At 33.1% G+C, this 19,561-nt stretch carries 18 protein-coding genes; 3 read left to right on the top strand and 15 right to left on the bottom strand.

Annotated elements, in window-relative coordinates; all coding sequences use genetic code 11:
* Window positions 1-12: 12 nt before the first annotated feature.
* The 10 genes from CLOLE_RS21135 to CLOLE_RS21185 all read right to left on the bottom strand — a co-directional run bounded on the left by CLOLE_RS21135 (window position 13) and on the right by CLOLE_RS21185 (window position 10,413).
* The gene (locus tag CLOLE_RS21135; protein ID WP_162145100.1) at window positions 13-306 is read right to left on the bottom strand and encodes a hypothetical protein; all 294 of its coding nucleotides are present in this window, start codon (window positions 304-306) and stop codon (window positions 13-15) included.
* 203 nt (window positions 307-509) lie between these two features.
* Complete coding sequence (locus CLOLE_RS21140; protein WP_013659160.1) at window positions 510-1,394, bottom strand: YitT family protein; 885 nt, start codon at window positions 1,392-1,394, stop codon at window positions 510-512.
* 157 nt (window positions 1,395-1,551) lie between these two features.
* On the bottom strand, window positions 1,552-1,875 hold the full coding sequence (locus tag CLOLE_RS21145) for a hypothetical protein (RefSeq protein WP_013659161.1): 324 nt from the start codon (window positions 1,873-1,875) through the stop codon (window positions 1,552-1,554).
* A 103-nt stretch (window positions 1,876-1,978) separates the two neighbouring features.
* The gene (locus CLOLE_RS21150) at window positions 1,979-2,539 is read right to left on the bottom strand and encodes a biotin transporter BioY (protein ID WP_013659162.1); all 561 of its coding nucleotides are present in this window, start codon (window positions 2,537-2,539) and stop codon (window positions 1,979-1,981) included.
* 137 nt (window positions 2,540-2,676) lie between these two features.
* Window positions 2,677-4,842 carry a GNAT family N-acetyltransferase gene (locus CLOLE_RS23880; RefSeq protein ID WP_013659163.1) on the bottom strand — a complete coding sequence of 722 codons (2,166 nt, stop codon included), beginning with the start codon at window positions 4,840-4,842 and terminating at the stop codon, window positions 2,677-2,679.
* A gap of 207 nt (window positions 4,843-5,049) precedes the next feature.
* Window positions 5,050-5,187 (bottom strand): hypothetical protein, encoded by a 138-nt coding sequence (locus tag CLOLE_RS23215; RefSeq protein WP_013659164.1) that lies wholly within the window; start codon window positions 5,185-5,187, stop codon window positions 5,050-5,052.
* A 92-nt stretch (window positions 5,188-5,279) separates the two neighbouring features.
* Window positions 5,280-6,389, bottom strand: a complete 1,110-nt coding sequence (locus CLOLE_RS21170) for a stalk domain-containing protein (RefSeq protein ID WP_013659165.1) — start codon at window positions 6,387-6,389, stop codon at window positions 5,280-5,282.
* A 65-nt stretch (window positions 6,390-6,454) separates the two neighbouring features.
* Window positions 6,455-8,233 (bottom strand): M3 family oligoendopeptidase, encoded by a 1,779-nt coding sequence (locus CLOLE_RS21175; RefSeq protein ID WP_013659166.1) that lies wholly within the window; start codon window positions 8,231-8,233, stop codon window positions 6,455-6,457.
* A gap of 95 nt (window positions 8,234-8,328) precedes the next feature.
* Complete coding sequence (locus CLOLE_RS21180; protein WP_013659167.1) at window positions 8,329-8,781, bottom strand: DUF6882 domain-containing protein; 453 nt, start codon at window positions 8,779-8,781, stop codon at window positions 8,329-8,331.
* Between the two features lie 90 nt (window positions 8,782-8,871).
* Window positions 8,872-10,413 carry an FAD-dependent oxidoreductase gene (locus CLOLE_RS21185; RefSeq protein WP_013659168.1) on the bottom strand — a complete coding sequence of 514 codons (1,542 nt, stop codon included), beginning with the start codon at window positions 10,411-10,413 and terminating at the stop codon, window positions 8,872-8,874.
* Between the two features lie 359 nt (window positions 10,414-10,772).
* Here CLOLE_RS21185 and asd point away from each other — a divergent pair, with 359 nt between their 5' ends.
* Window positions 10,773-11,864 (top strand): aspartate-semialdehyde dehydrogenase, encoded by a 1,092-nt coding sequence (asd, locus tag CLOLE_RS21190; protein ID WP_041713134.1) that lies wholly within the window; start codon window positions 10,773-10,775, stop codon window positions 11,862-11,864.
* A gap of 365 nt (window positions 11,865-12,229) precedes the next feature.
* Window positions 12,230-13,237, top strand: a complete 1,008-nt coding sequence (locus CLOLE_RS21195) for a patatin-like phospholipase family protein (RefSeq protein WP_408610346.1) — start codon at window positions 12,230-12,232, stop codon at window positions 13,235-13,237.
* A 229-nt stretch (window positions 13,238-13,466) separates the two neighbouring features.
* Here the strand turns inward: CLOLE_RS21195 and CLOLE_RS21200 are convergent, their stop codons facing one another.
* A complete protein-coding gene (locus CLOLE_RS21200; protein ID WP_013659171.1) occupies window positions 13,467-13,766 on the bottom strand; it encodes a hypothetical protein in 300 nt (99 codons plus the stop codon).
* 140 nt (window positions 13,767-13,906) lie between these two features.
* Entirely contained in the window at window positions 13,907-15,613 is a 1,707-nt protein-coding gene (locus CLOLE_RS21205; protein ID WP_013659172.1) for a proline--tRNA ligase, read from the bottom strand.
* A 737-nt stretch (window positions 15,614-16,350) separates the two neighbouring features.
* Between CLOLE_RS21205 and thiT the strand changes: the two genes are divergently transcribed.
* Entirely contained in the window at window positions 16,351-17,016 is a 666-nt protein-coding gene (gene thiT / locus CLOLE_RS21210) for an energy-coupled thiamine transporter ThiT (RefSeq protein WP_013659173.1), read from the top strand.
* A gap of 143 nt (window positions 17,017-17,159) precedes the next feature.
* Here the strand turns inward: thiT and CLOLE_RS21215 are convergent, their stop codons facing one another.
* The 3 genes from CLOLE_RS21215 to kduD form a co-directional block, all read right to left on the bottom strand.
* On the bottom strand, window positions 17,160-17,456 hold the full coding sequence (locus CLOLE_RS21215; RefSeq protein ID WP_013659174.1) for a hypothetical protein: 297 nt from the start codon (window positions 17,454-17,456) through the stop codon (window positions 17,160-17,162).
* 11 nt (window positions 17,457-17,467) lie between these two features.
* Entirely contained in the window at window positions 17,468-18,229 is a 762-nt protein-coding gene (locus CLOLE_RS21220; RefSeq protein ID WP_013659175.1) for an IclR family transcriptional regulator, read from the bottom strand.
* 195 nt (window positions 18,230-18,424) lie between these two features.
* Window positions 18,425-19,192, bottom strand: a complete 768-nt coding sequence (gene kduD, locus CLOLE_RS21225; protein WP_013659176.1) for a 2-dehydro-3-deoxy-D-gluconate 5-dehydrogenase KduD — start codon at window positions 19,190-19,192, stop codon at window positions 18,425-18,427.
* Between the last annotated feature and the right edge of the window lie 369 nt (window positions 19,193-19,561).

The raw sequence follows: 19,561 nt of genomic DNA on the forward strand, positions 1-19,561 counted from the left end.
GGCACACCTATTTTATGTCCGTTCCTTATATTGCTCTAAGTATTCTATCAAGCGCGGCCTATCCTCTTTATTGATCTGATATTTTAAAATATTGATAGCTCCATATTGTCCCTTAAAAATAATAATACTATTTCTTTTAAGGGCAACATCTGAGATATTATATGTATATATTTTAATACTTCTTCCTAATCTTTTTATTTCTATCTCATTATCTCTAATTTCAATTTCTTTTATCCATATGACTGTTACATAGTAGATAAACCATCCTGCACATAGGGCTATCGTCCATATTCCTACTTGACTCACAAAACATAATATTAACATTATGATTATAATTCCACCAATAAACCACTCATTTTTGCTTCCCTTAATGCGCACTCGATCACCTCATTTATTGTTGTTATTCAACTCTATAAATAATTATATACCAATGTAAATATTTTGTATATTTCTATTAATCAAGTACAGCATAATAGGACTATCCTATGATAGTCCTATTATGCTAAACCCTATGCTAATGAATTATATTCCTCTATAAAACCTTCTCCTAATACCTCTCTTACATCTGCTATCGTCACAAATGCTGCTTTATCAATCTCTCTTACTAACTCTCTAAGCTTGGTGATCTCTTTTTGTGACACAACAACAAATAACATTTCCTTATCTTGCTTTGTATACATTCCCTTTGCCTTAATCCCCGTTACACCTCGAGGTATTTTTTGCATAATTGCCTCTGAAATTTCTGCATTTTTGTCTGACATAATAAATGCCGCCTTAGCATAATTCATTCCTTCAAGTACATTGGTAATAACCTTAGAAGTAATAAAAACTGCAATAATAGCATACATTGCTTTTGTTGAACCAAAAACCATCATTCCGGCTAAAATAATAATTGCATCAATAGCTAACATTAATTTTGCAATAGGAAATCTGGTATGCTTAAATTTAATAATAGTTGCTAACATATCCGTGCCACCTGTGGTAGCCCCTGCTTTTAACACAACACCTATACCTAACCCTAGAATAGCACCACCGAATACTCCTCCTAATAAAAGATCATTATTAACCTTCAATATATTAGGAATAAATTCTGTATACCAAAGTGCTGCAGTTAATAAACCTACTGCCCATAGTGATTTTTTTGCAAATTCGAATCCTCTTTGCTTAATACTAATAATAAAAAGTGGAATATTTAAAACTAAATTGGTAACCCATAATGGAATTTCAAACCCTAAGGTCTCTACAGATACTTCTTTAACTATAATCGTTACACCCGATAAGCCACCTGTAACAAGTCCTAATGGTGATGTAAACCAGTTAATGCCTAATGCTAGTATAGTAGTTCCTAGCAAAATCATTAGAAATTCTTTTTTTGTAATTAATAACTTCTTCATGTTGTCTCCTTCCTCTGCTGTGCTTAGTAAGTTCATTAATTAGCTCTATACACACAAAAAGAAAAGCCGTTATTAGTAACAGCTTTTCCCTTTTTTACTTATTATAACCTATTAAACATATTTTGTATAATCCTATTATCCAAATAATTTCATACCTCTATCTACTTTGAGATTCGATCTGCATTGTAATGTACCCTTCTTCTTTTTGAATGCTTAACTTCTTTGCCTCTAAATGGAGCTCAAAATTGGCAAAGCTTGAAAACAAATCAACATCTCTTAAAACATGAACAGTCACCCATTTAGAAAGAGGTGTTGTACGAACCAATATTGCTCTAGACATAGGAAACTGTATACGAGACATTCTTGCTACTTCTAAATTTAGATTAAGAGGATAGGAATATGTTTCAATAAAAAAATCCTGATCTCCTTCCCTCTCAATAACTCTTGCCTCTAAGTTAGTTCTGAATAATTCATGTTCCATGGACTACCCTTTCTAATAATCAATCTTTTTTTATACTTACCTTATCCTCTTATTATTTTAGTGTCAACACCTCATTATTAATGACGATACATATTGTTAAATTCTAAATGCATAAATTTGCTTTTTTTAGAGATGATTTGAGTATAGGGCCCACGACAGTGGCTATTATAATTTTAATGCCATCACCTACTAAAAATGGAAGCACACAACTGCTTAATGCCCCTACTAAACTTACTTTCATTTGATACATAAACCAAATAGTTCCTAATGCATAGGCTATAGCCGTTCCTAAAATCATTCCTGCAACATACATATATACTTTTCCTTCAAATCGCTCTATGCAATAACCACTAATAATAGCTAAGAAAATAAAGCCTATTAAATAGCCTCCTGTAGGACCTACTAGTTTTCCTACTCCTCCGGTAAATCCTGAGAATACAGGAAGACCGATAAGACCAATTAATAAGTAGATACAATAACTTATTGTCCCCTTTTTGGAACCCAATATAAACACTGTTATGTAGATTACTAAATTTGTTAATGAAATAGGTACTCCACCTGGTAATTGAATAGATAATGGCGCTAGAATACATGTAATTGCTGCCATTAAAGCTATAAGTACCATTTGATAAGTTTGAGATTTTTTGTTATCTAACTTTTGCATATTTTTATTCCTCCTTATATAATAAACTTCCCCTTTTATTATAGGAGCCTTACCGCCAATTTGTCAACACATTTAATTTTACAGGTTTACAATTAGCATTAGAAAAAAGGACATTGGAAATGTCCTTTTTCTATATCTTACTTTTCAGTTTCAATTTCTTTAATTACTTTTGCCGGATTACCACCTATTAACACATTATCTGGCACATCTGCTAATACTACTGAACCAGGTACGACAACCACATTATCCCCTATAGTAACACCTGGGTTAATGATTGAGCCTCCACCAATCCACACATTATTTCCTATGGTAATAGGTTTAGCATATTCATAGCCTATACTTCTCTTCTCAGGATTTAAAGGGTACGCGGAGGTATAAATTCCTACTTGAGGAGATAAAATACAATTATCGCCTATTTTGACCTGGCAACTATCTAAAATAACACATTCATAACCAGCATAAAAATTATCTCCAATATGAATATTATAGCCATAATCACATCTAAAATTAGGTTCAATGTGTATATATTCTCCTGTAGAACCAAAAAGCTCTTTTAATATTTTTATAGTAGCCTTTTTATCTTCTACATCAGTATTGTTAAACTCTCTTAATAACCTTCTTGCACGTCGTTTATCATTAGCGAACTCATCTCCCCATGCAATATAAAGTTCACCTGCTAGCATCTTTTCTTTTTCAGTCTTAATATGTACTTCTATCTCTGTCGATGCTGTACGTATATTCTCAAGGATCTTTTCTTCTTCACTAGCATCATCTTTAACAGGCCTAATAAGCGCCGCTATTTCTGCTTCATCTAGCTGTAGTTTAGGTATTTGTATCTCCCTATCATCCTCTATCAATTCATCTTCTGCATATTCTTCATCATCTTCGTAGTCACTATAGTCCTCGTCATCTTCATCATCACTATAGTCCTCATCATCTTCATTATCGCTGTATTCTTCATGATCTTCATCATATTCTTCACTTTCATCGATTTCATATAAAGTAGCTTCTTCTGCTACTTCTTCTATATCTTCAAAATCATCTTCAAATTCTTGATCTAATTCAGAAATTTTTTGTTCTAAACTTTCATGCTCTAACTTAATTGGACGATGTTTTATCTTCTCTATTGGTATACCAAAAATAGACTTTCTTTTTTGCTTTGCATCCTCTTCTTGTAATATCTCTCTAGCTTTCTCAGCTTCTTGTATTAGCCTTTCTGTCTCCTCGGCTTCTTGTCTTAATCTTTCTGCTTCCTCTGCTTCTTGCCTTAATCTTTCTGCTTCTTCTGCTTCTTGCCTTAACCTCTCTGCTTCTTGCCTTAACCTTTCCGCTTCCTCGGCTTCTTGTCTTAATCTTTCTGCTTCCTCTGCTTCTTGCCTCAATCTTTCTGCTTCTTCTGCTTCTTGCCTTAACCTTTCCGCTTCCTCGGCTTCTTGTCTTAATCTTTCTGCTTCCTCTGCTTCTTGCCTCAATCTTTCTGCTTCTTCTGCTTCTTGCCTTAACCTTTCCGCTTCCTCGGCTTCTTGTCTTAATCTTTCTGCTTCCTCTGCTTCTTGCCTCAATCTTTCTGCTTCTTCTGCTTCTTGCCTTAACCTCTCTGCTTCTTCTGCTTCTTGCCTTAACCTCTCTGCTTCTTCTGCTTCTTGCCTTAACCTTTCCGCTTCCTCGGCTTCTTGTCTTAACCTTTCTGCTTCTTCTGCTTCTTGCCTTAACCTTTCTGCTTCTTCTGCTTCTTCTGCTTCTTGCCTTAACCTTTCCGCTTCTTCCTGTATTTTCTGTAATAATTCCTCTTCTTCTATTTGTTCCTTACTTTTCTCTGGTATACGATATTCATATAATGATACTGTTCTATTTTCTATAGAAGATGGTGATTCCTTAATATAAGTTGCCCCTAATTTTTCATAGAATCCATTAGCAAACGGGTCACTAAAGATGTATAGTTTCTCTATACCATTTTCTCTACAATACTCCTGGGCGTATTCCATTAATTCTGTTCCAATGCCACTTCTTATATAAGCTGGGCGAATATAAATATGGTCTAACCAATAGCCCCGGCTAATAAATACTTCACCATTCCAATGTTCTTGATTTACCTCAACAATAGAAAAATATCCGATAATGGTATCTTTCTTCTGCGCTACATACACAATATTCTGCTCAATGTAATCCTCCGTTATAGTAAGTTCATCATGCCATACTTCAAAATATTCTTCTGGATAATTCCAATAACGCTTTGCTCCAAATGATATACTCGTTAAGAATAATGCGTCTGTTGCTAATGCTCTTCTTATAGTAAGCTCCATGCTATATATCCCCCTTTAAATAGGTGCTTCTGACTTCCCTCTTATAAGTTTTTCCTATTGTACTTTAGTAAAATATCCTATATAAAAAATATACTGTAATTATCTTGTATCATCAATAGATTTTTGAATATATTCTTAATATTTTAAATTAAATTTTGAACAAAAAAAGTCATCGTATATGTAGATTTTATACGATGACCTTTTTTATTACTTTTTAAGAATATCCCCTACACCTTGAGTCCCAGAGCTTACAGTGTGTTTATACCCACTAGTAGAATTTTTCGCTTCTTTTGTATTATCTATTCTGCTTTGCATTTCGCTTGTTAAGTCTCTATTCTTCGACATGGTTTCTCCTATACTAGTTAGTCACTAACTCATTAATTTTGTATTATCTTGACTCTCTATAAGAGTTTGCCCCGTGTATTTTAAACTATTCATTATATACCATACTTATTAATTTCATTATATTCATAGTCATAAGTTGCTATTGTAGTATTATTATTAGAATCATATACTATGCCTTGTATATCATAATCTGTTTCACTTTCTATATTTCTAGCAATATCTCTTAAAGATGTTCTAAGAGTAGTATCTGTATCTAATCCTTTATTCATATTCCATGCATCTTTAATAGATGATGTCACATCAATGTAGATTTTAAAAGTAACTATCTCTCTACTATCACTTATAGATGCCTCAACCTTATTGATACTAATACTTTGACTATAATCTTTAATATTAATGCTACTTGTCTTTTTAACAGCATTAATAACATCAGTCTCATCAAAATCATAGTTGCTTCCATAAGTTAAAGTATCTTTTTTAGAATATGAGAATTCGTATTTATTATTATTACTTCCTGTATAAATAATAGTTCCATCAATAATAATATCATCATGTCTGTCTCGTACAGTATCACATACATCCTCTACAAAATTCTTGATTTCCCTAGTTGATAGCTTATTGAAAGCCTTATTCTCAGCAGATGTATCATAAGAAATCTTAACACTTAGTCTACTTCCAGAGACTCTTACTCTAAAGTCTAGTTCTATATCATCAAAGTAATCTTCGTACAGCCTCTCTAGTTCATTTTCAGTCGCAGTAAGCTCTGTTCCTAAAATATCTGTTCCTGAGGTTTGGTCATACCCACTGCTACTAGAGGTAGAAGTAACTCCACTTGATTTTAATTTTGCTAATTCTTGTTTAAGGGAGGTAATTTCATAGTCTTTAGCTCTTAATTCTGTTTGTAAACTTAAAACCGAAGAATAATTAGAACCACTTGTAACATATAAATTACCATTTGATTGATCCCAATTAATTTCTAAGCCTACTGCATCACAAAATGTTCTTGCTGGTAAATAGGTGGTTCCATCAATTGAAATAGGAACAGTAGATAAATATTTTTGCCCTCCATTGTAATAAAAGTTAACCGGATGATAATTAACCGATTTATTCTTTTTATATCCTGCTGCTTGCATAGGAATACAGGCAAGTAATGCTCCTACTGTAATTGCTATCAAACACTTTTTCTTATTTATTAATTGCATAACAATTCTCCCCCTGTATAAAATTTAAAGCTATACCATTTTTATCGTCTTAATCTAGATAAAACTTAAATTTCGTAACTTAACTTCATAAATTCATTGATATCTTCTTCAATAATAGCTAATGAATTCTTCCAAAATGCTGCATCAGTTACATCTATATTAATTGTTCTTGTAACATCTTCTATCTTTAATTTACCTGTTACAGCTAATAGCTTTTTATAATCCTCCACAAAGCTAGTTCCTCTTTTAAGATACTCCGCATATAGACCTTTAGCAAAAAGAAGACCAAATGCATAAGGGAAGTTATAGAAATTAGCATCTGCATAATAATAATGACTCTTCCACGTCCACATATATGGATGTAAGTACTCTTGATCTAGTCCATCTCCGTAAGCCTCTTTTTGTGCCTCTACCATTAATTCTTTAATGCGTTTTACTGTTAAAGGACTATCTTCTCTTTCTTTAAATACATTAGTTTCAAACAAATACCTAGAATAAATATCTACAATAACCTGAGTACTATCGCTAATTTCTGTTTCTAAAATAGCAAACGCTTCTTCTTTTGATCCCTCTTTAATAGCAGCTTTTTTGACGATTGTCTCACAGAAAGTAGATGCTGTCTCAGCTAAAGGCATAGGATAGTTAGTATTTAAAATACTTTCCTCCTTAAGGCATTCTCCGTGAAAACCATGTCCTAGTTCATGTGCCATGGTAATAGTATCGCCTAGATTATCCCCATAGTTAAGGAGAATTCTACTTTCACCAATGCTATGAACAGCACAGCAAAAAGCTCCGCCTACCTTACCTTCTTTAGGTAGTACATCTATCCATTTATGCTCCATCGCCTTTTTAGCATAATCCCCTAAACTATTATCAAAACTTCTAAATTGTTTTTCAACAAAAGCTTTTCCTTGTTCATAAGAATACTTCATTTCTTTTTCAATAACAGGTGCATATAACTCATAAAATGGTAAACCATTATTATATCCTAGCATCTCCGCTTTTCTTCTAAGATATTTTCTAAAGGTAGGTAAGCTTTCTTTCATAGCACTAAGCATAGCATCTAAGGTCGCCTTACTCATTCTTGAGTCTTCTAATGTCATAGCAAGTGGTGACTCATAACCTCTCATTTTAGAAACAGTAATAACCTCTCCTTTAATGCCGTTTAATGCTGCTGCTATTCCATCTTCTATCTTTTTATAAGAATCAATTTCTGCTAAATAAGCCTTTTTTCTTAGGTCTGCATTTTTTTCATATGCCATATTAAGTACTACCGTTAATGGTAATTCTTCCTTTTTACCTTCAACCTCAATTTCTACTTTATGATTAGAAATAAGTAAGTTCTTGTAATTTACCCAAGCTGTTGAACCTGTATTTTTCATTTTAGCTAACAGTACTTCTTCTTTCTCACGCAAGAGATGTTTACTATGTTCTACTATTTCTTGAAGGAAAAATCTAAAAGATTGTAAAAAGGTAGAGTGATCAATAATGGCATTAATATCTTTGATTTCACTAATCCATTTGCTAATTTTAGTTTCTGCTTCTGCCAAATCACTTTGTTTTTGGTCAATAATATCAGCGTATTTATTACCTTCCTCATCTTTAGAATTAACACTTACAGTAAGTTCTGAGAATACACCCAACTTTTCAAAGGTTAAGCTTATCTTCTCAGCTAATGCTATGTAAGCTTCTAGTTTTTTCTGCTCGTCTTCATGATTTTCAGTCATTTCTGTTGCTAACTTGTTCATTTCTTTAATATACGTATCTAACTTTGTTAAATCTCCTTGAAAAGCTTCTCCTGAAAAAGACTCATATAATTCCTTTAAACTCCAATTCAAATCCATTTGTTTTCTCCCTTTCTGCTTATATATTTCTAAAAAACCATTAATAAACATATTCAGCTATCAAAACTCATATGTTTATCAATGGTGTATACTTACTATTTTACATTTTTAAGTGCTAGAAAAAGATAGCTTTCATCAGCTACAATGCGATAGATGCCTTGTGCTTTAAGCTTATAGACGCTCACAAAAGCTAAATCCTTCGCTACTATTTCCTCACATTCAAAACTACCCTGTTCAAATACATTATATCCTGTTTCCTGAGCTAAATCTTTTAGGGTATTAGCTTCTTCTCTAATACTCTCTGATAGATTTTCATTATTCCAAGCCCATACCCAACTATGATCTTCATATCCCCATGAACCAATGCAAGCTACTTCAAAGCGCAATACTTCTCCATTATCCTTTTTTAATTCAAGACTTTTGTTAGCTTGACTAAAGCTATAGGTTTGATACGTATTCAGAGCATACTTCTGTGTTAAGTTACTTTGTTTTATTTTAACTTCCTGCTGACACTTCATTAAAAATGCTTCAAAATCCTTATCCGTCATTACTTTCTCCTTTAAACAACTTCTTTTACTTCCTACTCTTAACTTAACACTTTTTCCTTCTTTTGTGAACACTACTAACCCTATTCTATGCTAAATTAGATTAGGATGTATTTTATTTTTACCTTCCTTATATCCATTTAATTTATGAGTGCTTGGTCCTTCTAGAACCTCCCCATCTATATTAAATCTTGAACCATGGAATGGACAATCCCAACTCTTTTCAGCACTATTCCATCTTAATCTAGCACCTACATGAGGACAAATAATATCCACAATATGATAATGTTCTTCTTCGTCTTGATAAATACCATATACATTCCCGTCTTCTAGCTCTGCTACTATAGCTTCCCCCTTATCTGGCAGTGTATCTTTGGGGACGGTTCTTAATTTCCCTTGCATATAGTTTTTAATTCCCTCTATATTATGATTAATAAAAGTTTTTCCTTTGTAAGCTGATACCCTTTGTGGATTAAATAAGTCTTCAAAAGGACTCGTACCCATTAATAATAAATCTTTTAGAACGAGTGCTGCATTGGTGGCGTTACTCATTCCCCATTTATTAAATCCTGTAGCTACATATATATTATGATATTTGCTACTATTTAAGTATCCAATATAAGGAACGCTATCGGGTGTAACATAGTCTTGCAAAGACCACTGACTATATACCTCATCGCTATTAAATACTTCTTTTCCAAACTGCTTTAATTCTTCAAAATGAGTAGCTTCATATTGATCATCTCCTACTCTATGATGTCCTCCACCTATAAGGACTATATCCTGCTCGTAAATAGGCCTAATAGATCTAATAGGACTATCTACTGAAATAAAACTGCCCTTAGGTAATTTTTCTTTGTCTACCTTTAAACCTAGTACATATATTCTTTGCATATTAAGCCTTGTAAAATATAAGCCCAGACCATCATACATAGGATAATGAGAAGCTATAACTATTCTCCTAGCAGATACTTTACAGCCTTTATCTGTTTCTAACACACTTACTTCTCCTGGCACCAATCTAGTAATTGGTGTTTCTTCAAATATACATCCCCCATCTGCTGTAAATTTTTCTGCCAAGCTGGATATATACTTCTTAGGGTTAAATAATGCAGCGCCCTCCCATTCTAATGCAGCCTTTACTTTTATAGGAAGTGGAATCTGGTCCTTATAATTGACCTCAATTCCCAACCTTTTGCATGCTTCTGCTTCATCTTGAATAGCCTTGATGTACTTTTCATCCGCCGTATAAATATACGATGGCATATTCATAAAATCACACTCAATTTGTTCTTTAGAAATAGTTTCTTTAACAAATTCTATAGCTTTCCTATTAGCATCTGCATACTGTTTTGCTTTTCCTGGACTTTTAGTATGCATTAATTTATCATAAATAAGCCCATGTTGTATCGTTAGCTTAGCTGTTGTACGTAAGGAAGTACCCATCCCAATCTGATTCGCTTCAAAAACAGCCACTCTTTTCCCCATATGCTTTAATAAATATGCTAGTGTTATACCACCTAGACCTCCTCCAATTATTGCAAACTCTACTTCCATATCTTCTTTTAAACAAGGATATAATTTGCTTTCTGTATTATTTAAAAAAATAGGGGCATGTTTCTCCAACTTACTCATCACTATTCCTTTCCTCTACAAGACTCATCTGTAGTGTTTTATTTAATAACTATTATGAATGCTTTTCTAATTTATTATCCTTGTTTTTCTTATAGGATTATTTCATTAGAGAAACTCTTTTTATCCTTATATTTCATATTCTAATAAGTAATATTGTATGTTACCCTTAGTGTAAATTCTATTTTAGAGTTGTCTTAATAATCCACTGTGAAATATGAATAAAAATACTACACATTTTATAGATATTCATAATAATTTGTCAATTTTATCAAAAAATTATATAATATATTGTCATTTAGTTATTTACTTAGTAAAATAGAGTAATTAGTAAGATATTAAAAAGGTAAAGGTGATTAATGATGGAGAAAAAATTAAAAGTAGGTATCGTTGGTGGTACTGGTATGGTAGGTCAACGCTTTTTAGCTTTACTTGAAAACCACCCTTATTTTGATGTAAAAGTAATCGCTGCAAGCAGTCGTTCTGCTGGTCAAACTTATGAAAAAGCTGTTGAAGGCAGATGGAAAATGAGTACATCTATTCCTGAGACTGTAAAAAATCTAATTGTATTAGATGCTGCTAAGGTTGAGGAAGTTGCTTCTCAAGTTGACTTCATCTTCTGTGCTGTTGATATGAAAAAAGATGAAATCAAAGCTTTAGAAGAAGCATATGCTAAAACTGAAACACCTGTTGTTTCAAACAACTCTGCTCACAGATGGACACCAGATGTACCAATGGTTATTCCTGAAATTAATGATGAGCACTTAAAAGTTATTGAGGCTCAAAGAAAACGTCTTGGTACAACAAAAGGTTTCATCGCAGTTAAACCAAACTGCTCTATTCAAAGTTATGTACCTATGCTTTCTGCTTTACTTGATTATGAGCCAACTACTGTAGTAGCTTCTACTTACCAAGCTATTTCTGGCGCTGGTAAGACCTTCAAAGAATGGCCAGAAATGATTGATAATGTTATTCCATACATTGGTGGAGAAGAAGAAAAAAGTGAACAAGAACCTCTTAGAATTTGGGGTAAAGTAGAAAATGATGCAATTGTTAAAGCTACTAGCCCTGTTATTACAACACAATGTATTCGTGTACCTGTCTTAGATGGACATCTTGCAACTGTGTTTGTTTCATTCAAGAAAAAACCAACTAAAGAACAAATCCTTGAAGCTTGGAAAAATTATAAAGGTAAACCTCAAGAGCTTAATCTTCCAAGTGCACCAAAACAATTCATTACTTATTTCGAAGAAGATAACAGACCTCAAACAGGTTTGGATCGTAATACTGAAAAAGGTATGGGTGTATGTGTGGGTCGTTTAAGAGAAGATACTGTTTATGATTACAAATTTGTAGGTCTTTCTCATAATACTGTAAGAGGTGCTGCTGGCGGTGCTGTTCTTATCGCTGAACTTCTTGCAGCTGAAGGCTATATTACAAGTAAAGAAGCTTAGATTACAAAATGGTGCTGTTGCATAATTAATATTTATAAGTGTTTAAGAATAAAAGGTCGATGAAACTAGAATATTTAAACTAGTTTCATCGACCTTTTATTCTTATTACCCAACCTAACCATAGATTGTGCCATTTATCATTACAATAAACTGATTCAATATAATCATTATTTAATTTTATCTTTATTATTATAAAATACACAATTCTAAATAAATATTTGTGTTTATATATTTTCATTAAGGTACTATGTGTTTGATTTGCAGAATAAATATATGTCAATTATCAAAATATTGTAATTGGTTATTTATAGAATTCTAATATTTAATTATTCTAAATATAATATTATTAGAGTTATAAATATTAGGTGATTTTCTTGAGCCTTCCTTATAAAAATCTTGTTTTCTCTGGTGGCGGCGTATTAGGCATTGCTTACCTAGGTGTGTTAGACTACTTATACAAAATCAATCTTCCCCCACAAATATTGCGTGTGGCTGGTACTTCTGCAGGAGCCATAACTGCTTGTCTCACTTCTTTTAATCTTTCCTTTGATGATCTAAAAGAAATAGCTGATTCACTAGATTATAATAAGGTCCCCGGTAAAGATGATGTTAGTGTTGATTCAAAGTCACCCCCTAGATATTTTACACAATCAATCAAATCACATCTGGATAATATTTTTGGTAATGCTGAGTGTGTTTATAGACTCATTACACAGTTTGGTTGGTATTCTTCTAGTTATCTTTATGAATGGATAAAGGAACAGATTGCTAGTCAATTTAACTCTGATTTAAAATCACCACCATATACTTTTTCTGATTTTAAAAATACTGCTATTCACAAAAACGAGATTCCATTTAAAGATTTGTATATAGTAGGGACTGACTCTTCCAAAAGTACTTCCATCATCTTTTCTTACGAGTTTACTCCGAATATGGAAGTAGCAGAAGCCGTACGCATTTCTATGTCTGTTCCCCTTTTATTTGAAGCCATTAAATCCTCACCATTTTCTTCTTCTTCAAAAGATTCACCTCAAGTTTATGTAGATGGCGGCCTCCTTTATAACTATCCCATTAATATTTTTGATAGCCTTTCACCACAAAAAGAAACTCTAGGAACTTATTTCAAAAATGCGCTGCCTCCTGCTTCTATCAATAATCTAGTAGATTTTATTTCTAGTACCATCTCATGCACAACAAGACTTCAAGCACTACTATTCCAGGAAAACAAATCTAACCTTGCTCGTAGTATACCGATTTTTACTAGCGATATTCAACCTATGAATTTTAACATTACTGTAGGAGACCCAACTTATCTCTTCCTATACGAGCAAGGCTATCTCGGAACAGAGGTATTCTTTTCTCTTTTATCCTAAGTGCTTAATTTAAAATATGAATCAAATAAAATATAATAATTCATATTTCTTTAAAACTTAATATTTTTAATATTATTGTTTATGTGTTTTTTATTTGTTAAATATGCTTATTGGGGCTTTTTAAGGTCATAAAATAAGTGACAAAGAAAGTTAAGTAGCGCATAAAGCCATAAGCTTTAAATAAAAAAGAGGCAATGAGTATTAATACCATTGCCTCCATTTTTAATTATTATCGTAGGCTATTTCTTAACTTATCAAATAAACTATCTTCAAATATAAAGTCAATTAATGCCCATATAGTTCCTAATAAAAATCCTTGTGGAATCTCACCAGTTCCTACCAATACTGTTATAAATAAGGCCATAATTGCTAATACCCCAAATATAGTATATTGATATACTTTTTTCTTTTTTAATAATGCTCTCGTTTTCTTTTGTAAAGATTCAAATACTTTTATCTCCATTTTATTAAAACCTTCACAAAGGAAACTAAATGAAATAAATCCAAGTAATATACCTAAAAAAATCATGCCTGTTCCTCCCTAGTTATCTTATGTTAAATACCTTTATTGATTTTTAAGCCTCATTTCTTTAAATAAAAAGTCGCTTGCATAATCCTATGCAAGCGACTCATGTGCTACTTCTATTATCAATTACTCTTATGAATTTCTTATGATAATTCTGCAATAAGAGCAGCTACTTCTTTTTCTACATCTCCAAGATCTACAAGCTTTTTAACGCTCTTATCTCTAGTCATAAGCTCTACTTTACCTTCTTTTAGATTCTTTTCACCTACAACGACCCTTACTGGAATACCAAGTAAGTCTGCATCAGCAAATTGTACACCTGCACCTACATTTCTATCATCCATGATTACTTCATATTTACTGCTAAGTTTGTTATATATTTCATTTCCGATAGCATCCATATCTGTTTTCTTACTCTTAAGTACACAGATATGCACTTGCCATGGTGCTACTGACATTGGCCAAATTGGTCCCCATTCATCATGACGCGCTTCGATAATACAAGCAAGCAATCTACCTACGCCAATTCCATAGCAACCCATAATAGGTGTTTTAGCTTTACCATCTGAATCAATATAGGTCATTCCCATACTTTCAGAATATCTTGTTCCAAGCTGGAATATATTTCCCACTTCTACACCACGTTTAAATTGTAATTTACCATGGCAACATGGACATTCTTGACCTTCTAATACTTCTGCCACATCATGGAAGTCAGCATCTTTAATGTCTCTTGAAATACTAATACCTTTAATATGATAGTCTTTTTTATTGCCACCTACTACAAGGTTTTTCTCATTTCTAAGTGACTCATCAAAGATAATCTTTGCATCTCTTGCATCTAGATTGTATGGTCCCATAAATCCAAAACAAAGATTTGGAGTATCTTCGTATTTCTCAAATGGTGTAATAGTAGCTTTAACTACCTTTTGTAATTTAGCTTCATTAACTTGAAGATCTCCTCTAATAAATACAATAAGAGGTTCTTTATGTCCTTCCATCTCAAATACACAAGCTTTTAAAGTTTTGTCAGCTGTTACGCCTAACATATTTGCTACTTCTTCAATGGTATGTGCATTTGGTGTGTGTACTTCTTCAATAGTACCTTCCTCTGTAGTTGCTACTGGTAATTTACCTGTTGCAACTTCCATATTAGATTGGTAGTCACAGCTATCACAAATAATGATTGTATCTTCTCCGATATCTGTAAGAAGCATGAACTCATGTGCTACTTTCCCCCCCATCATACCTGTATCTGATTGTACACATACTGTTTCTGGCACACCTGCTCTAGCAAATATTCTATGATATGCTTGTAAGCATTGTTCATAGTAGGCTTCTAAGTCTTCTTGTGAAGTGTGGAAAGAGTAAGCATCTTTCATTGTGAACTCACGCACACGGATAAGACCACCTCTTGCTCTTGGTTCATCTCTAAATTTAGTTTGGATTTGATAAATCATAAATGGATAGTTGTTGTAAGATTTAGCTTCTGTTCTAGCTAGATGAACTGCTGCCTCTTCATGTGTCATACCTAATACCATGTCTTTGCCGCCTCTATCTTTGAAACGAACAAGTTCACTTCCTACTGCATCAAAACGTCCTGACTCTCTCCAAAGATCTCCTGGTAAAGCCACTGGAAAGAGAACTTCTTGACCATCAATAGCATCCATTTCTTGACGAATGATATTTTCAATCTTAGATACGACTCTTTTTGCTGGTGGTAATAGAGAATAAATACCATTTGTTACTTGTCTTACATAACCACCTCTTAATAAATAAATATGACTAATACTAGTTGCTTCGCCTGGTTTTTCTTTGAATCTTTCTCCTAGGAGCTTACTCATTAACATAGCACTTCATCCTTTTCTTTTATTATTTTATTCATGATCACTTCATCAATTGTCTATTCCAAGCAGATACTTCATCAAAAAAGGCCCCATGCATCAAATATGCATAGGGGCCTTTATCTATCCGGCGGTACCACCCTAATTAATCACAACATGTCTATCAATTATTAGTTTAATAGAAGTTATGAATATCTCAAGTTTCTCTATAACGGGAGTTCCCGCTGCACTTATGATTTCATGCAGAGCTTAGAGCTTGGACAATATGTGCTTGCTTTAGAAGCCTTTCACCCGGTGGGCTTCCTCTCTTTATAATTACTTGAAAGCAAATCTCACTTATTGATTTCTCGTCATCACTAGTTTATCAGTATTAATTATCTATTATAAGAATAAACATCCCTCATAGCCTTGTCAAGTACCTACCATAAATTGCGCTTTCCGAACTCATTCCATTAATTCACTAGGTTTAACTCACTCGCATTTAAAAGGATAATTTAAGTTAATCATAATTATTTGACTATTTATCCCTATGGTGCTATAATTTGCTCAATAATAAATATGATGCTAGGGGAGCTTTCGAGCTGAGAGTGCATATGGTGCAGACCCTTTAACTTGTCCACGGATAATGCCGCAGCAAGGAAGCGAATGTGCGATACGATTAGTTTTGCCACACATTCGTGTGGTTATTTTTATGCCACTTTGTACCCCCTAGCAAATTAAATATATTTGAAGGGGGTTTTATTATGCCTAATATTTTTGCTAAATTAAGCGAAGTTAGTTTAGTATCATGGAGTATTATTTTTGTTATTGCTATTTTATCTATTGGTGGATTATTAATTATTTCAAAGAAGGATAAGTATGCCAGCTCTACCATCACCACTAAAACGATTGTTTATGGTGGTATGTGTGTTGCCCTTTCCTTTATTCTGTCCTACATCAGACTTTATAAAATGCCTCAAGGTGGTTCTATTACTTTAGCTAGCATGTTTCCTATTATTTTATATTCTCTCGTTTTCGGGCCTGTTCCTGGTATTATTGCTGGTGTTGCATATGGATTTATGCAGTTTATTCAAGATCCTAGTATGGTTCACTGGGCACAATTATTTCTAGACTATCCTTTAGCATTCGCTTGCCTTGGTCTTGCTGGATTTGCACCAAAACTTTCTAAAAATATCCAGGTAGGAACTACTATTGGTATCATCATCTCAGTACTTAGCCGTGCTATCATGCATATTATTTCTGGTGTGGTTTTCTTTGCTGAGTATGCAGGAGAACAGTCACCTTTGATTTACTCCATCATTTATAATGCTTCTTACCTAGTTCCTGAATTAATTATTACTTTAGTACTTGCCCTAATTATTGTCTCCACCCCTGTCTATTCACAATTAAAGCGTTCAACATTTATATAATAACTCTTTTTATAAATTAACTTTAAAAAGGTACGCCTGCCAAGAAATTTTTCTTCACAGACTTACCTTTTTTTATACTATAATCTCATTATTTACTCGTTTGTTACCTTGCAAACCTTCTTATTATAATTCACTTTTTTTACTTAGTCTCTTTTTAAAACCTGGATTACAAACAGTGATATTAGACTGGCACTAGCTACTAGTAAAAGCTTCTTTATTTTACCTTCTTGTTCCTTGACTTCTGGCGAAAACACAGAGACCTTTCTCTCTACGTCCTGAAATTCACCTAGTTCTTCATCTAAGTAGACTTGTGCCTTTTCTCTTAATTTACTCTTGTACTTATAGTTCTTCACTATACTTACAATAGCTAGAATGCTACTTATGATCGTTACTACTTGTAAAATTAGTTCTATAGTTCTTAGTACTTTGCATTTACTCATCTTCCATCCTCCTAATACTTAGTATATCCTAGCCTTCTTGATATATCCCTTGCTGTCTCTTTGATTAATGTAATATGTTCTGCTCTTTTATCTGTAATGAACTGAGGTTCTTTTCCTCCTACGCTAATAGCGGCTATAATCTGCCCTCTATAATCATAAATAGGTGCTGCTATACAAAAAATACCTTCCTCATGTTCTTCGTTATCTATAGCATAACCTTGTTTTCTAGCTTCTTTGATTTCATCCAATACACTTTCCGGTGATGTTAATGTCCTGTGAGTAAATGTCTCAAATGTTACTTTGGATAGCTCACTCAAAATTTCTTCATCGGTATTCTGAGATAGAAGAATCTTACCCACTCCCGATGCATACAGAGGAATTCTTTTGCCAATTTGAGAGTACATACGAAATGCATTTATACTTTCTATCTTTTCTATAAATACCGCTTCATTCCCCTCTAAAATAGCCATCTGAACAGGTAAGCCTAAAATATGAACTAATTTTCTTAAATAAGGTGACGCTTCTGTTTTCAGTTCAATATTGTTGAGTTTCATACTACTTAATTCTACTAGTTTAAGACCCACCTTATAGTTATTCCCTTCTCTCTCAATAAACCCTCTATTTTCTAGTGTAGCTAATAAACGATGAACTGTTATTTTATTCAATTCTAAAATACTTTCAAATTCTTTGGGCTGCATACCTTCTGGATGCTCTGCTAAGATTTCTAAAAGTTGTAATGCACGGTCTACTGTCTGCAGTATCGCCTTAGCCATACATCTCACCCAGCTTTCTGTCTATATTATTTAACTCCTATTATATATTAATGAATAATATAAAACAATCTACCGTTTCATGACTAATCATGTATTTATTTACTGCAAAAATAAAAGATATAACCTTTCTAATGGTTATATCTTTCATGTAATACTCGAATGCTCTATTAAATCCCTATTAATCATTATTACCTTTTATCTCGCTAGCCATCCTCCATCTACTGCTAGAGTATATCCATTGATATACTCTGCTGCTTCTGAAGCTAAAAAGACTGCTGCTCCTGCTAAATCTTCGGGGGTTCCCCAACGCCCAGCAGGTATACGTTCTAAAATACTTGTTTGTCTCTCTTCGTCACTTCTTAAAGCTGCTGTATTATCTGTTGCCATATAGCCTGGTGCAATAGCATTAATATTAATATGATGCACTGCCCATTCATTTGCCATTGATTTTGTAATACCCATTATAGCACTCTTACTTGCTGTATAGGAAGGTACACGAATCCCGCCTTGAAAAGATAGCATAGAAGCAATATTGATAATCTTTCCGCCATTTCCTTGTAAAATAAACTGTTTTGCTACTGCTTGTGATAAGAAGAATGTTGTCTTTAAGTTAATATTAATAACATCATCCCAGTTTTTCTCCGAAAAGTCTATAGTATCTTCTCTTCTAATAATCCCCGCATTATTTACTAAGATATCAACCTTCCCAAATGCTTTTAATGTTTCTTGTATAATCTCAGCTATTGGCTCTTGTGAAATCAAGTTAGCTTTGATTCCAATAAATCTTCTTCCTAATTCTTTTACTTTAGCTTCTGTCTCTGATAAATCTGTTGTTCCAACCCCAACGATGTCCGCTCCTGCACTAGCTAATCCTACTGCTATACCCTGACCTAAACCTCTTGTTGCGCCAGTTACAATTGCTACTTTACCTGCTAATGAAAACTTATTCAATATATTATTCATCCTATATCCCTCCATTATTGTTTCTATTTCTGCATCTAATCTTCTCTCTAGATGAGCTTATTTTTGATAAATAGGTTTACGAAATTTATTATTTTTTGTTTCACCTTGCAATACGGTTGCTTATTGTATTTCATTATATGTAACAATGTTTCTTATAGTGTAATAATATTACTTTTATATCTAAACGTCAACACTATTTTATTAATTATTTTTTTAACGATATCTATTGATTATCAAAGACTTAGTTAAGTTTATATCAAAGTATATTCCTTTCCTCAGCCTCGTCATCCATCTCCCGATTTAAGCATTTTATATGATTAATTTTGTACTATTGTGTAGATAATTTCATAGATAACGCTACATTAATTC

This window comes from Cellulosilyticum lentocellum DSM 5427 (assembly GCF_000178835.2).
Lineage (GTDB): Bacteria > Bacillota > Clostridia > Lachnospirales > Cellulosilyticaceae > Cellulosilyticum > Cellulosilyticum lentocellum.

Bases quoted from the DNA above. Each gene is read 5' to 3' on its own strand.
- CLOLE_RS21140 (WP_013659160.1), bottom strand. From the start codon at position 1,394: ATGAAGAAGTTATTAATTACAAAAAAAGAATTTCTAATGATTTTGCTA.
- CLOLE_RS21145 (WP_013659161.1), bottom strand. From the start codon at position 1,875: ATGGAACATGAATTATTCAGAACTAACTTAGAGGCAAGAGTTATTGAG.
- CLOLE_RS21150 (WP_013659162.1), bottom strand. From the start codon at position 2,539: ATGCAAAAGTTAGATAACAAAAAATCTCAAACTTATCAAATGGTACTT.
- CLOLE_RS23880 (WP_013659163.1), bottom strand. From the start codon at position 4,842: ATGGAGCTTACTATAAGAAGAGCATTAGCAACAGACGCATTATTCTTA.
- CLOLE_RS23215 (WP_013659164.1), bottom strand. From the start codon at position 5,187: ATGTCGAAGAATAGAGACTTAACAAGCGAAATGCAAAGCAGAATAGAT.
- CLOLE_RS21170 (WP_013659165.1), bottom strand. From the start codon at position 6,389: ATGCAATTAATAAATAAGAAAAAGTGTTTGATAGCAATTACAGTAGGA.
- CLOLE_RS21175 (WP_013659166.1), bottom strand. From the start codon at position 8,233: ATGGATTTGAATTGGAGTTTAAAGGAATTATATGAGTCTTTTTCAGGA.
- CLOLE_RS21180 (WP_013659167.1), bottom strand. From the start codon at position 8,781: ATGACGGATAAGGATTTTGAAGCATTTTTAATGAAGTGTCAGCAGGAA.
- CLOLE_RS21185 (WP_013659168.1), bottom strand. From the start codon at position 10,413: ATGAGTAAGTTGGAGAAACATGCCCCTATTTTTTTAAATAATACAGAA.
- asd (WP_041713134.1), top strand. From the start codon at position 10,773: ATGGAGAAAAAATTAAAAGTAGGTATCGTTGGTGGTACTGGTATGGTA.
- CLOLE_RS21200 (WP_013659171.1), bottom strand. From the start codon at position 13,766: ATGATTTTTTTAGGTATATTACTTGGATTTATTTCATTTAGTTTCCTT.
- CLOLE_RS21205 (WP_013659172.1), bottom strand. From the start codon at position 15,613: ATGTTAATGAGTAAGCTCCTAGGAGAAAGATTCAAAGAAAAACCAGGC.
- thiT (WP_013659173.1), top strand. From the start codon at position 16,351: ATGCCTAATATTTTTGCTAAATTAAGCGAAGTTAGTTTAGTATCATGG.
- CLOLE_RS21215 (WP_013659174.1), bottom strand. From the start codon at position 17,456: ATGAGTAAATGCAAAGTACTAAGAACTATAGAACTAATTTTACAAGTA.
- CLOLE_RS21220 (WP_013659175.1), bottom strand. From the start codon at position 18,229: ATGGCTAAGGCGATACTGCAGACAGTAGACCGTGCATTACAACTTTTA.
- kduD (WP_013659176.1), bottom strand. From the start codon at position 19,192: ATGAATAATATATTGAATAAGTTTTCATTAGCAGGTAAAGTAGCAATT.